This window comes from Actinophytocola sp. (genome assembly GCF_045807065.1).
In the GTDB taxonomy this organism is placed as follows: Bacteria; Actinomycetota; Actinomycetes; order Mycobacteriales; family Pseudonocardiaceae; genus Actinophytocola.
Map to the genome: position 1 here is coordinate 1 of NZ_JBJMIE010000637.1, position 12,523 is coordinate 12,523.

The window sequence follows — 12,523 nt, forward strand, 5'->3', positions numbered from 1 at the left end:
AGCGACTCCAGATGTTTCTCACCACGTTCGCCGAGCACCGGCGAGAGCGCCTTGTACATGTTGCTGCCGGCGCGGCGCGTGGCCCGGTCGGCGAGCGAGACGATGTTGCGGGCCAGGGTCTCCATGTCGCCCGACAGCGCCGCCGGGGACAGTGTCAGGCCGGTGAGCAGGCCGCCGGGCGCCACCTCGACCTCGATCCCGCCGTCGGGTGACGCGGCCCGCCCGCTGATCCTCCCGACCCGCGTGACCTGGGCCTGCGCCTGGTCGTCGGCATGCGTGACCTTGCGGTCCAACACCGCCATCTCGTGGTCGATGTCGACTTCCACCAGTCCGCCTCCCCATCCCCACTACCGGCTATCAGTGTGCCGGAAAGGTCCGGCACGTGCGCCAGTACTCGAGGAGCCGGGTCATCCCGTCGGGCGGTAGAAGCCGACGAACGGCATGCCCATGTTGGTCGTGCGCAGGGGGCTGATCTCCACCGGGTCGCCGGCCTCGATCATCTGGCCGTCGCCGATGTACATGGCCACGTGGCCTTCCCAGCAGATCAGGTCGCCCGGCATCAGCTGGTCCGCGGAGGGGACCTCGGCGCCGATGTCCTGCTCGCCCGACGTGCGGGGGATGTCCAGGCCCGCCTCGTGGTACGCGTACTGGGTCAGACCACTGCAGTCCAGGCCGACGCCCGGTGCGGTGCCGCCCCACACGTACGGCACGCCCAGCTGCGTCAGCGCGGCCCGGACCGCCTTCGCCGCCGTCTCGTTCGGGGCCATGACCGTGCCGCCGCCCGGCAGGTTGATCGCCACGCCCGTGCCCGGCTGCGGCGGGATCGCGACCGGGAGGCGCTTCTTGGTGGCGACCGCGCCGCCACCACCGCCGCCGTGGTAGCCGCCGCCTCCGCCGCCTCCGCCGTGGCTGCTGCCGCCGCCGGAGTTGTACGCGGCGGGCGGCGGGTTGCCGCCGCCGTCGGCGTTGGCCGGGGTGGTCGCGCCGCTGCTGTCGAGCTTGTCGACGACCCCGGTGAGCTGGGCCATCACGGCTTCGAGGTTCGTGCTGCTCTCGCCGCTGACCTGGGCGCCGAGGCGGATCAGCTCGGAGATCTTGGCCTGCGCGCCGGCGTTGTCACCGGCGGCCCGCAGCGCCGACGCGGCCGACAGCAGCTCGGCCGCCTTGTCCATGAAGTTGTCGATCAGCTGCTGGTTGCTGTTCTGGCCGACCTTCAGGATGCCGGCCGCCTCCTGCACCGCGGACTGGACCTGCGCGCTGTACTCGCTGATGTCCTTGGCGGTGTTGGTCATCCCGGTGGCGTCGGCGGCCTGGCGGTCGGCGGAGCCGCCCGTCCAGCCCTCCCGCAGCTCGCGGTTCTGCGTGCCCGAGTCGGTCTGGTAGGTGTACAGCGCGGTCCGCACGTTCCCGTGCGCCTGGCCGACGTCGTACACCGCGCCGTCGTCGGTGGCGAGCTGGCGCTGCGCGTCGGCCGCGGGCTGGACGAGGGGGGTGACCAGCGGGACGACGGTGCTCATGTGCTCTCACCCAGCGCTCGGCGCAGCCTGCGGTCGTGTTCGTCCTCGAGCTCGCGGTAGTTCGTCCACGTGTGGTCGACCGCGTCGGCCATGTCGTCGGTCCTGCCGGCGAGGCCGTGGACCCGGTCGAGCTGGCTCTGGGAGGCGTTGCGGATGGCCGCGGACAGCCCGACGTCGTTGCCCACGCGGGAGAACGCGTGGTCGTCCAGCGTCGTGTGCGCGCCTAGGTTCGTGCGCGTCACGGTGTGCAGGTCGTCGGCGAGCGGCCGGTGCCCCCTGGTGAAGCTCGCGAACGCGGTCTCGTCCGCGTCGTAGCCGGGCGGCGGTGGCGGTAGCGGTGGCTCGTGCTTTGTCATCCGTATCCCTCCCTGCTCATGGCAAAGAGTAGGTCAAACCAGTGGGGCCGCGCGGTGAATCCGTACATCTAGACACCCGTCGGATGCCACACCGTCTTCATCTCCAGGAACGCACGCAGCCTCGACACGTCCGGCTGCGCGGCCCAGTCCGGCTCGGTCGCCCTGGCCCGCACGACCCGCTTGACCGTCTGCGCCGCGGCGGCCTCCAGCTCGGTCCGCAGCGACTCGGGGGCGCCGGTGAGGTCGAGTGCGTTGACGTCGGCGTGTGAGGCGAGCCACGGGGCCAGCTCGGCGGTCCGGCCGGTGATGATGTTGACGACGCCACCCGGCACGTCGGAGGTCGCCAGCACCTCGGACAGCGTGATCGCCGGCAGCGGCCGGTCCTGCGCGGCCACCACGACCGCCGTGTTGCCGGTCGCGACCACCGGCGCGACCACGCTCACCAGGCCCAGCAACGACGACGACTGCGGCGCGAGCACACCGACCACGCCGGTCGGCTCGGGTACCGAGAAGGAGAAGTACGGGCCGGCGACGGGGTTGGCCGCGCCGAGCACCGACGACACCTTGTCCGTCCAGCCCGCGTACCAGACCCACCTGTCGATCGCGGCGTCCACTGTGGACTGTGCCTTCTTGGTCGCGATCCCTTCGCTGGCCGCGGTCTCGGCGATGAACTGCTCGCGTCGGCCCTCCAGCAGCTCAGCCACCCGGTACAGCACCTGGCCGCGGTTGTACGCGGTCGCGCCGGACCAGCCGCCGAACGCCTTGCGGGCCGCCACGACGGCCTCGCGGATGTCCTTGCGCGAGCCCTGCGCGGCGTTGGCGAGGAAGCCGCCCTTGCCGTCCTTCACCGGGTACGAGCGGCCCGATTCCGAACGCGGGAACGCACCGCCGATGTAGAGCTTGTAGGTCTTGGCGACCGAGAGACGGTCAGACATCGAGGTATGCCTCCAGTCCCGCGCGGCCACCCTCGCGGCCGAAGCCGGACTCCTGGTAGCCGCCGAACGGCGCGGTCGGGTCGAACCGGTTGAACGTGTTGGCCCACACCACACCGGCGCGGAGCTTGCCCGCCATCCAGAGGATGCGCGAGCCCTTCTCGGTCCAGATGCCCGCGGACAGCCCGTACGGCGTGTTGTTGGCCTTGGCGACGGCCTCGTCGGGCGTGCGGTACGTCAGGACCGACAGCACGGGTCCGAAGATCTCCTCGCGGGCGATCCGCATGGCCTGGCTGACGCCGGAGAACACGGTCGGCGCGAAGAAGAAACCCTTGTCCGGCAACGGACACGGGCTCACCCACTTCTCGGCGCCCTCCTGCTCACCCACCTCGACCAGAGACGTGATCCTCGTGAGCTGCTCGCGCGAGTTGATGGCACCGACGTCCGTGTTCTTGTCGAGCGGGTCGCCGACGCGCAGGGTCGAGATCCGCGCGTGCAGCTTCTCGACCAGCTCGTCGGCGACCGACTCCTGCACCAGCAGACGCGAGCCGGCGCAGCAGACGTGGCCCTGGTTGAAGAAGATGCCGTTGACGATGCCCTCGACGGCCTGGTCGAGCGGGGCGTCGTCGAACACGACGTTGGCGGCCTTGCCACCCAGCTCGAGCGTGAGCTTCTTCCCGCGGCCGGCGAGCGTGCGCTGGATGAGCTTGCCGACCTCGGTCGAGCCCGTGAAGGCCACCTTGTCCACACCCGGGTGGCCGACCAGCTCGGCACCGACGTCGCCGGCGCCGGGCAGGATGTTGACCACGCCCGGGGGCAGCTCCGCCTGCTGGATGATCTCGGCCAGCACCAGCGCGGTCAGCGGCGTGGTCTCCGCCGGCTTCAGTACGACCGTGTTGCCGCAGGCCAGGGCCGGCGCGATCTTCCAGGCGGCCATCAGCAGCGGGAAGTTCCACGGGATGACCTGGCCGGCCACACCCAGGGGTCTGGGGTCGGGGCCGAGGCCCGCGTAGGCGAGCTTGTCGGCCCAGCCCGCGTGGTAGAAGAAGTGCGCCGAGGCGGTCGGCACGTCGACGTCCCGGGACTCCCTGATCGGCTTGCCGTTGTCCAGGCTCTCCAGCACGGCCAGCTCACGCGCGCGCTCGGCGATCACGCGGGCGATGCGGTAGATGTACTTGGCGCGCTCGGCGCCCGGCATGCGGCCCCAGACCCGGTCGTAGGCGCGGCGGGCGGCCTTGACCGCGCGGTCGACGTCCTCCCTGCTGGCCGTGCTGACCTCGGCCAACACCTCCTCGGTGGCCGGGTTGACCGTCTTGAGCGGCTCACCGGCGCCCTCGACGAACTCACCGTCGACGAACATCCGGTAGCTGGGCTTGAGGTTCGCGATGTCCCGGGACTCGGGTGCCGGGGCGTACTCCCACATGTTCAGTCCACCGTCACGTAGTCAGGGCCGCTGTAGTGGCCGTCGAGCTGGGCGCGGCGCTGCATGAGCAGGTCGTTGAGCAGGCTGGACGCGCCGAAGCGGAAAAGCCTGTTGGTCAGCCAGTCCTCCCCGGCGACCTCGTGCACCGCGACCAGGTACCGGACGGCGTCCTTGGTCGTGCGGATGCCGCCGGCCGGCTTGACGCCGCGGTGCTCGCCGGTCTGGGTGTGCCAGTCGCGGACGGCCTGGAGCATCACGTGGGTGACGGGCAGCGTGGCGGCCGGGCTGACCTTGCCGGTCGAGGTCTTGATGAAGTCGCCGCCGGCCAGCAGCGCGAGCCAGGAGGCGCGGCGGACGTTGTCGTAGGTGGTCAGCTCGCCGGTCTCCAGGATGACCTTGAGGTGGGCGCCGCCGCAGGCCTGCCTGATGGTGACGATCTCGTCGAAGACCCTGCCGTACTGCCCGGACAGGAACGCGCCCCGGTCGATGACCATGTCGACCTCGGTGGCGCCGCTCTCGACGGCCAGCTCGGTGTCGGCGATCTTGACCTTGATCGACGACCGGCCGCTGGGGAAGGCGGTGGCGACACTGGCGATGTCGATGCCGGTGCCCTGCAGCTCCTTCGCGGCCGTCTCGACCATGTCCGGGTACACGCAGACGGCGGCGACCCTGGGCACCTCGGGCCGCTCCGGGTCGGGGCGGCGCGCCTTGGCGCAGAGCGAGCGGATCTTGCCCGGGGTGTCGGCGCCCTCCAGCGTGGTCAGGTCGACCATGCTGATCGCGGTGTCGATGGCCCAGAGCTTGGCGGCCTTCTTGATGCTGCGGGTGGCCAGCCCGGCCGCCCGCTGCTCGACGCCGACCTGGTCGACGCCGGGGAGGCCGTGGAGGAACCGCTTGAGGGACGACTCGTCCCTGGTCGCGTCGGCGAGCGCGGGTGGTGACCCGGCACTCGCCGTTGAGGGTGCTGCCATGCGCCCGAGTCTAGGCGGCGGGACCGACACAGCACCCCGAACGCCTCCCGGGATGACGGTCGTCAGTCCGTCAGCTCGGGGCGGTTCTTGCGCTTGCGGTGCTTGACGTCGACGCCGCCCCACACCGCGAGGCCGGTGATCTTCACGAGCGGCGCGCCGGGGACCGGCTGCCCCTGGTTGCGGGCGTGGTTCTCGAACGCGCCCATGAAGCCGACGCCGTTGACCTGCACCGTGATGTCCTCCGGCACGTAGATCTCGATGCCGCCCATGAACGCGAAGGCCTGGATCGTCGTCTCGGCCTCCTCGAACCGGGCGTCCGTGAGATCGATCTCGATGCCGCCCATCAGCGCGAACGAGGTGAACGTCGGCGGCACCGTCCAGAGGCCCTTGCGGTCCGTGCCGGACATGATCGCGACGGCGCCGGTGGACGTGCCCCGGCCGCCGATCCGGTTGACCGGCGCCGGCATGGGCACCGGCGCCGTGCCGGGTGCGGGCGGGGCCAGCGGCAGCTGCACCACCTGGTTGCCGACCGGCAGGTCGCGCAGCAGCGGTTCCAGGTCGCCGAACGTCTTCGCGGCATAGACCTTGTCGAGCCGTTCCTCGAGCTCGTTGACCGTCAGCCGCCCCTCCGCCATGGCGGTGTTCAACACCTGCGCCACGCGTTCGCGGTCAGTGTTGGAGACCCTCATCTCCCGCGGATCTGGTACGGCTGGAGGTTCACTCACGCGAGTGAGGTTATCGTGCGCACATGTCTGACGGTGCCCGGCACGACCATTTGTCCACCGACGACTTCGCCAGGGCAGACCTGGAAAAGCAGATCGCCGCGCTGGACCACCAGTCAGGGTTGGCTGGCATTCCACGGTTACGTGCGTGGTCACTCGCGGTGCTCGGCTTGAAGCCCGGCGAGCGCGTGCTCGACATCGGTTCGGGGACGGGCGAGCACGCACGGTTGCTGGCCGAGGCGGTCGGCGAGACCGGCGAGGCCATCGGGCTCGACCCCAACGAGGGAATGCGTGCCGAGGCGGCCCGGCGTGCGCCGCGGGCGAAGTTCGTCCCCGGCACCGCCTATGACCTGCCCTTTCCGGACGGTTCGCTGGACGTGGTGACCTGTGAGCGCCTGTTCCAGCACCTCGAGGACCCCGACCGGGCGACCAGGGAGATCGCGCGGGTGCTGCGCCCGGGTGGCCGCGTGGCGATCACCGACACCGACTGGGGCACGGCGATCATTCATCCGGGTGATCCGGACATCGCGGCGGTGGTCACCGAGGCCATGCGTGGCGGCATCGCGAACCCGTTCGCGGCGCGGCGGCTGGCCGGGCACGTCAAGCGGGCCGGGCTCGTCGTCGACGACATCGGGTCGCAGGCGCTGGTCCAGTCCCCGTCGGCGGCGACCGGGCCGCTGGTGCGGATGCTCGGCCGGATGGCCGTGGACCGCGGGATGATCGACGCCGAGGGCTGTGCGCAGTTCCTCGCGGACCTGGCGGTCGCCGCGGAGAGCGGTGACTTCCACATGTCGGTGACGATGTTCGCGGTGCTCGCGCACCGGTAGGAGCGGAGCGCGAGGGCGGCGGCTCCTTCGCGGAGCGACCCGTTCGACACAGGTACGGTTGCGCCTCATGGATGTGCTGACCGTCGATCACCCGCTCGCCAAGTCGCGGTTGACCGTCATGCGGGACGCCCGCACCGACAACGCCGTGTTCCGCGCGGCGCTGCACGAGCTGACGGTCATGCTGATCTACGAGGCGATGCGGGAGGCCCCGGTGCGCACGGAGCGCATCCACACGCCGGTCGCGCGCACCGAGGGGTACTGGCTGGCGAACCCGCCGCTGCTGGTGCCGGTGCTGCGGGCCGGGCTGGGCATGGCCGACCAGGCGCACAAGCTGATCCCCGAGGCGCAGATGGGGTTCGTCGGCCTGGCCCGCAACGAGGAGACCCTCGAACCGACGCCGTACATGGAGTCGCTGCCGGCCGACCTGGCCGGGCGGCCGGTGTTCGTGCTGGACCCGATGCTCGCGACGGGCGGGTCGATGCAGTACACGATCCGGCTGCTCACCGACCGCGGCGCGACGGACGTGACCGCGGTGTGCGCGCTGGCGGCGCCCGAGGGCATCAAGCACCTGGCCGAGTCGGGCCTGCCGGTGCGCCTGGTCACGGCGGCGATCGACGAGCGGCTGAACGACTCGGGCTACATCGTGCCCGGGTTGGGCGACGCTGGTGACCGGCAGTACGGCGCGGTGTGACGCTACCGATCTTTGGTATCAGAATGGTACCGTCGATCGCATGGCGATGACTCTGCGGCTGACCGACGAGGAAAACACTCATCTCTCCGAGCTGGCCGAGATGGAGGGCCGCTCGAAGCAGGAGATCATGAGACTGGCGCTGGCCGATCGCTGGGCGCGGTTGCAGAAGGAACAGCAGCTGGGTGAGGTGCTGTCCCGGGTTCTGCCGCGCTACCAGGGGCTGCTGGAACGCTTCGGGACCACCTGAAACTGATCGTTGCGGAATTCCCGGACTTGCAATCCGTAACTTGACGAAAACTGTCGGTGCCGTCTGACATGATCCTGCGGTGATCATGTACTTGGACGCCAGCGACCTTCTCGTGCTCGCCGCTGCCGTCACCGGTGGTGATCTGGTCGTGCGGGATCTCGGGCTGCTCGACGCTGCCGCGCACCGGCCCCGCGCGACCGTGCTCGGCGTGCAGGCGTACGACACGCTGTGGTTGAAGGCGGCCGCGCTTCTCGACTCGATCGTGTGCACCCGCCCCCTGGTCGAGGGAAACTGGCGGCTGGGCTGGGTGGCCGCCGTGACCATCTGCGACATGAACGGCTGGTGGGTCGACGCCGACGAGGACGAGGCGCTGGAGCTGGTCCGCGAGGTCGGGCGCGGGAACGTCTCCGTACCGGAGATGGCCGAGCACCTCGAGGGCTGGGCGCACCCGAAAGAGAGCGACCTCTGAGCTTGACCTGGAGCGCGCTCCAGCTCTTACGGTCGATGACGTGACTTACGCGATCGCCGAGGCAGCCCATCGCAGTGGGCTGTCGATCGACACACTCCGTTACTACGAGCGCATCCAGCTCATCGACCCACCGGCCCGCGACGCCGGCGGCCGCCGCGCCTACTCCGACGACGACCTCACCTGGTTGGAGTTCCTGACCAAGCTGCGCATGACCGGCATGCCCATCCGGATGATGCGGGAGTACGCGAAGCTGCGGCACCAGGGCGTGGCCAGCGCGGGGCGGCGCAAGCAGATCCTCATGGAGCAGCGGGCCGAGGTGCTCAGCCGCATCGCCGAGCTGAACTCCTGCCTGAACGTGCTGAACTACAAGATCGCCAACTACGAGCAGTGCGAGCGCAACATCGTCACCGAGGAACACGCGGCCACGGCCTGACCCTCACGGCATCAGACCTGCCGCGACGGTGGCGCCCAGCGCCCAGCACGCCCGCAGGTCCTGTTTGCTCGGCTCACCGGTCACCGACACCACCCCGGTCACCTTCTCCCAGCCGAGCCCGGTGGTGATCGCCTCGATGCCGCGAACCGCGCCGGTCGTGTCGCTGTTGCCGTGCACGTACAGGCCGAACGGCCGGCCGCGCGTCGCGTCCAGGCACGGGTAGTACGCGAGGTCGAAGAACACCTTCAAGGCACCCGACATCATCCCGAGGTTCGCCGGGGTGCCGAGGATGTACCCGTCCGCCGCCAGGGCGTCCGGGACCGTGGCCGCCAGCGCGGGCCGTCGGACCACCTCGACCCCCTCGATCTCGGGGTCGGTCGCGCCCGCCACCACCGCCTCGAACATCGCCTGACAGGACGGGGACGGCGTGTGGTGCACGATCAACAGTGTGGGCACGGCCGGAACCTACGCCTTCAGCAGTCCCCGTACCTCGTCGCGCAGGGCGGACAGTCGGGCCTCCGCGGCGGCGCGGGCCGGGGCCAGCTCCGCGGTCACCGGTGACACCACCTCCAGGTACGCCTTCACCTTTGGTTCGGTGCCCGACGGGCGGACGACCACGCGCACGCCCTCCCCGCGCAGCCGCACGATGTCCGGGGCCGGGTTGTCCTGTGTCACCGGCACGCCCGCCAGCGTCGCGGGCGGCGCGGACCGCAGGCCGAACACCAGTGGGGCCATCGCCGACACGTCCTCGAAGCGCAGGGAGATCTGGTCGGTCAGGTGCACACCGTGGGCCACCGACAGGTCGTCCAGGACGTCGAGCAGCGTGCGGCCCGCCGCCTTCAGGGAAGCCGCCAGGTCGCAGGCCAGGACTGCCGCGGAGATGCCGTCCTTGTCCCGCACGAAGTCCGGGTCCACCGACAGGCCCAGCGCCTCCTCGTACGCGAAGACCAGGCCCTCGCCGGCACGCATCAGCCACTTGAAGCCCGTCAGCGTCTCGACGTGCCGGGCGCCGTGCGCGGCCGCGATGAGCGACAGCATCGACGACGACACGACCGTGGAGGCCACCAACGGGTTCGACCTGGCCACCGTGGACAGCACGTGGTTGCCCAGCAGCACACCCGTCTCGTCGCCGCGGAGCATGCGCCAGCCGGCCGCGTCCCGCACGCCCAGCGCGCACCGGTCCGCGTCGGGGTCGAGCGCGATGGCCAGGTCCGCGTCCACTTCGGACGCTAAGGCGAGCAGCAGGTCCGCCGCGCCCGGCTCCTCGGGGTTGGGGAACGCGACCGTCGGGAAGTCGGGGTCCGGCTCCGCCTGCGCCGGGACCAGCCGGACGTCGGTGAAACCGGCCGCCCGCAACGCTTCCAGCGCGGTCGAACCACCCACCCCGTGCATCGGCGTCAGCACCACGCGCAGGTCCCGCGCGGTCCCGCGCGGCAGCGACGCGACCCGCGCCAGGTAGCCGGCGACGTCGTCCACCGGCAGCGCACCCGGCGACACCGGCACCGACAGGGCCGGCGGCGCCGACCGGATCGCCGTCTCGATCAGGCCGTCGTCCGGGGGCACGATCTGGGCGCCGTCGGCCGCGTAGACCTTGTAGCCGTTGTCCGCCGGCGGGTTGTGTGACGCGGTGATCTGGATACCCGCGACCGCGTCCAGCGCACGCACGTGGAACGCCGTCATCGGGGTCGGCAGCGGGCCGGGCATCGTGCGCACGGCGAAGCCCGCGGCCGTCAGGACCTCGGCGGCCGCCTTCGCGAACTCCGCCGAGCCGTGCCGGGCGTCGCGGCCGACGACGACCACGCCGCCCGCGTGCCCCGTGTGCTTCAGCCACTCGGCGACGCCGTGCGTGGCACGGACGACCACCGCGCGGTTCATGCCGTTCGACCCGGCACGCACCGGGCCGCGCAGGCCGGCGGTGCCGAACGCCAGCGTGCCGTTCATGCGGTCGGTCAGCTCAGCGATCGCGGCCGGGTCGCCACCCATGGCCCTGGCCGTGATCTGCTGCAGCTCGGTGCGCGTCGCCGTGTCGGGATCGTCGGCGATCCAACGGAACGCGCGGTCCCGCAGCTCGGAGGACAGGGTCACGCGCGCTCCACCAGCGCACGCAGCAGCACGCCCATGCGGGACGCGGCGGCCCGACCGGCCTCGAGGACCTCCTCGTGGTTAAGCGGCTCGCCCGTCACCCCTGCCGCCAGGTTCGTCACCAGGGACAGGCCGAACACCTCGACCCCGGCCGCCCGCGCGGCGATCGCCTCCAGGACCGTCGACATGCCGACCAGGTCGGCGCCCAGCACCCGCAGCATGCGGATCTCGGCGGGCGTCTCGAAGTGCGGGCCCGGCAGCCCCGCGTACACGCCCTCGACCAGCGTCGGGTCGATCTCGCGGGCCAGGGCGCGCAGCCGCGGCGAGTACAGGTCGGTGAGGTCGACGAACGAGGCGCCCAACAGCGGTGACGTGGCGGTCAGGTTCAGGTGGTCGCTGATCAGGACCGGTTGGCCGACGGCGACGCCGTCCCGCAGGCAGCCCGCGGCGTTCGTGAGCACGACCGTGCGGCAGCCGGCCGCGGCGGCGGTCCGCACGCCGTGCACGACCGCGCCGACGCCCTGGCCCTCGTAGAGGTGGGTGCGGCCGAGCAGGACCAGCACCCGCTTGTCGCCGACCCGCACCGACCGCAGCGTGCCGCCGTGCCCGGCGACGGTCGGCGCGCTGAAGCCCGGCAGGTCGGCCACCGGCAGCTCGAACTCAGCCGCGCCCAGCTCGTCGGCGGCCGGACGCCAGCCGGACCCGAGCACGACCGCGACGTCGTGCGATTCGACGCCGGTCTGCTTGGCGATGAGTGCGGCCGCGTCCACGGCGAGGTCCTGAGTCACGCCGGCGAGCTTAGTTGGGCTCACTCCGCGACCTGGAACTCCCCGATGATCTCCTTGGACAGGTGCTGGCCGGTGGACTCCTGGTCGACAGGCACGGTCACCGACACCACCCACAGCTCGTTCCCGTGCGGCAGCAGGCGGGCGAACGTCTCCCGGTTCAGGTCGCGGGCGGCCGGGTCGTCCGGGGCCAGCTCCTTGGCGCTGATGGTGGCGCGGTAGTCCAGATCCAGTGCGGTGTCCTTCGCCGCCACCCCGTTGCCCGGAATGTCCGGGGCCTTCCCCTTGTACACTTCCTTGATCGTCACGTCCGGCGCGTGCGACTCCAGCTGTTTCACGTAGGCCTCGATGTTGTGCCCGGGGTAGTAGCTGGGCAGCCGCTCCACGGTCAGCACCTGCGTGCCGTCCGGCGACACGTAGTACACGCGGACGCGGCTCACGAAGTCCTCGTCGGGGACCTGCTCGACGAACTGCACCCAGCCCTCCGGCACCGGGACCGAGAAGCCGCCACCCTGGTCACCCTTGAGGGCCGCCGCGCTGCCGGTCCTGGGGATGACCTTCACGGACTTGTCGCCCGACGGCTGGCTGGCCGAGGTGGCCGGCCGCTGGGACGGCGGCAGCAGCGGCTCGCCACCGACGTACCGCGACAGCGCGAAACCGCCACCCGCGGCGGCGAAGAAGAACAGCACGGCGAGGAACGCCACGATCGCGGTCGCCAGCGCGCCTCGCACCGCCGGCCTGACCTCGGTGCGGGCGGTCATGTCGAACGGCAGTGGGCCGGGCGCCGACGCGAGCGAGGAGGAGCTGGCGCCCGGCGGCGCGGAGGAGCCGGGGGCCGGGGCGGGCGGTGTGGAGCCGGTCGGCACGGGACCCGGGTCGCCGGCCAGCGACGAGGGCAGCGGTCCGGGGTCGGCGGCGAGCGGCGCGGAGTCGTCCTCGGCCCGCTCGTCGGACCGGCTCGGCGAGTCGGTCCGGTCGTCGTTGGTGCGGTCGTCGTTGGTGCGGTCCGCGCCGCGTGCCTCCTCGGCGGCCGCGGCGGCCTGGTGCACACGGGCCAGCTCGTCGTCG

The 12,523-nt window shown here is 71.5% G+C and carries 15 protein-coding genes and 1 pseudogene; 5 read left to right on the top strand and 11 right to left on the bottom strand.

Going from position 1 to position 12,523, the window contains the following annotated elements:
- The 7 genes from ACJ73U_RS37035 to ACJ73U_RS37065 all read right to left on the bottom strand — a co-directional run.
- The coding region (locus tag ACJ73U_RS37035; protein ID WP_407782422.1) for a YbaB/EbfC family nucleoid-associated protein at positions 1–326 on the bottom strand (326 nt) is incomplete at its 3' end.
- Between the two features lie 81 nt (positions 327–407).
- A complete protein-coding gene (locus ACJ73U_RS37040) occupies positions 408–1,517 on the bottom strand; it encodes a C40 family peptidase (protein WP_407782423.1) in 1,110 nt (369 codons plus the stop codon).
- Entirely contained in the window at positions 1,514–1,873 is a 360-nt protein-coding gene (locus ACJ73U_RS37045) for a hypothetical protein (RefSeq protein WP_407782424.1), read from the bottom strand. The genes ACJ73U_RS37040 and ACJ73U_RS37045 overlap by 4 nt, the downstream gene beginning before the upstream one ends.
- 68 nt (positions 1,874–1,941) lie before the next feature.
- Positions 1,942–2,808 (bottom strand): aldehyde dehydrogenase family protein, encoded by an 867-nt coding sequence (locus ACJ73U_RS37050; RefSeq protein WP_407782425.1) that lies wholly within the window; start codon positions 2,806–2,808, stop codon positions 1,942–1,944.
- A complete protein-coding gene (locus tag ACJ73U_RS37055; protein ID WP_407782436.1) occupies positions 2,801–4,234 on the bottom strand; it encodes an aldehyde dehydrogenase family protein in 1,434 nt (477 codons plus the stop codon). Before ACJ73U_RS37055 ends, ACJ73U_RS37050 begins: the two co-directional genes overlap by 8 nt.
- Positions 4,231–5,199 carry a deoxyribose-phosphate aldolase gene (gene deoC / locus ACJ73U_RS37060; RefSeq protein ID WP_407782426.1) on the bottom strand — a complete coding sequence of 323 codons (969 nt, stop codon included), beginning with the start codon at positions 5,197–5,199 and terminating at the stop codon, positions 4,231–4,233. Before deoC ends, ACJ73U_RS37055 begins: the two co-directional genes overlap by 4 nt.
- Before the next feature lie 62 nt (positions 5,200–5,261).
- Positions 5,262–5,924, bottom strand: coding sequence for a DUF1707 domain-containing protein (locus ACJ73U_RS37065; protein WP_407782427.1), 663 nt, complete (start codon positions 5,922–5,924; stop codon positions 5,262–5,264).
- A gap of 23 nt (positions 5,925–5,947) precedes the next feature.
- On the opposite strand from ACJ73U_RS37065, the gene ACJ73U_RS37070 reads away from it, so the two are divergent.
- From ACJ73U_RS37070 to ACJ73U_RS37090, 5 genes are all read left to right on the top strand, one after another.
- Entirely contained in the window at positions 5,948–6,748 is an 801-nt protein-coding gene (locus ACJ73U_RS37070) for a methyltransferase domain-containing protein (RefSeq protein WP_407782428.1), read from the top strand.
- Positions 6,749–6,815: 67 nt separating this feature from the next.
- The gene (gene upp, locus ACJ73U_RS37075) at positions 6,816–7,439 is read left to right on the top strand and encodes a uracil phosphoribosyltransferase (RefSeq protein WP_407782429.1); all 624 of its coding nucleotides are present in this window, start codon (positions 6,816–6,818) and stop codon (positions 7,437–7,439) included.
- Between the two features lie 40 nt (positions 7,440–7,479).
- Positions 7,480–7,686, top strand: a complete 207-nt coding sequence (locus tag ACJ73U_RS37080; protein WP_407782430.1) for a ribbon-helix-helix protein, CopG family — start codon at positions 7,480–7,482, stop codon at positions 7,684–7,686.
- A gap of 79 nt (positions 7,687–7,765) precedes the next feature.
- On the top strand, positions 7,766–8,155 hold the full coding sequence (locus ACJ73U_RS37085) for a type II toxin-antitoxin system death-on-curing family toxin (RefSeq protein ID WP_407782431.1): 390 nt from the start codon (positions 7,766–7,768) through the stop codon (positions 8,153–8,155).
- 40 nt (positions 8,156–8,195) lie between these two features.
- A complete protein-coding gene (locus ACJ73U_RS37090) occupies positions 8,196–8,588 on the top strand; it encodes a MerR family transcriptional regulator (RefSeq protein ID WP_407782432.1) in 393 nt (130 codons plus the stop codon).
- A gap of 3 nt (positions 8,589–8,591) precedes the next feature.
- On the opposite strand, the gene ACJ73U_RS37095 is transcribed toward ACJ73U_RS37090, so the two are convergent.
- From ACJ73U_RS37095 to ACJ73U_RS37110, 4 genes and pseudogenes are all read right to left on the bottom strand, one after another.
- Positions 8,592–9,044, bottom strand: coding sequence for a flavodoxin family protein (locus ACJ73U_RS37095; protein ID WP_407782433.1), 453 nt, complete (start codon positions 9,042–9,044; stop codon positions 8,592–8,594).
- Positions 9,045–9,053: 9 nt separating this feature from the next.
- A complete protein-coding gene (locus ACJ73U_RS37100) occupies positions 9,054–10,673 on the bottom strand; it encodes a phospho-sugar mutase (protein WP_407782434.1) in 1,620 nt (539 codons plus the stop codon).
- Entirely contained in the window at positions 10,670–11,458 is a 789-nt protein-coding gene (locus ACJ73U_RS37105; RefSeq protein WP_407782435.1) for a purine-nucleoside phosphorylase, read from the bottom strand. The genes ACJ73U_RS37100 and ACJ73U_RS37105 overlap by 4 nt, the downstream gene beginning before the upstream one ends.
- Positions 11,459–11,478: 20 nt before the next feature.
- Positions 11,479–12,523: pseudogene (locus ACJ73U_RS37110) on the bottom strand (hypothetical protein); the annotation flags it as partial.

What these genes read in the sequence shown, in the direction of transcription:
- ACJ73U_RS37040 (WP_407782423.1), bottom strand. Translation starts at nt 1,517, where the DNA reads ATGAGCACCGTCGTCCCGCTGGTCACCCCCCTCGTCCAGCCCGCGGCC.
- ACJ73U_RS37045 (WP_407782424.1), bottom strand. Translation starts at nt 1,873, where the DNA reads ATGACAAAGCACGAGCCACCGCTACCGCCACCGCCGCCCGGCTACGAC.
- ACJ73U_RS37050 (WP_407782425.1), bottom strand. Translation starts at nt 2,808, where the DNA reads ATGTCTGACCGTCTCTCGGTCGCCAAGACCTACAAGCTCTACATCGGC.
- deoC (WP_407782426.1), bottom strand. Translation starts at nt 5,199, where the DNA reads ATGGCAGCACCCTCAACGGCGAGTGCCGGGTCACCACCCGCGCTCGCC.
- ACJ73U_RS37070 (WP_407782428.1), top strand. Translation starts at nt 5,948, where the DNA reads ATGTCTGACGGTGCCCGGCACGACCATTTGTCCACCGACGACTTCGCC.
- upp (WP_407782429.1), top strand. Translation starts at nt 6,816, where the DNA reads ATGGATGTGCTGACCGTCGATCACCCGCTCGCCAAGTCGCGGTTGACC.
- ACJ73U_RS37080 (WP_407782430.1), top strand. Translation starts at nt 7,480, where the DNA reads ATGGCGATGACTCTGCGGCTGACCGACGAGGAAAACACTCATCTCTCC.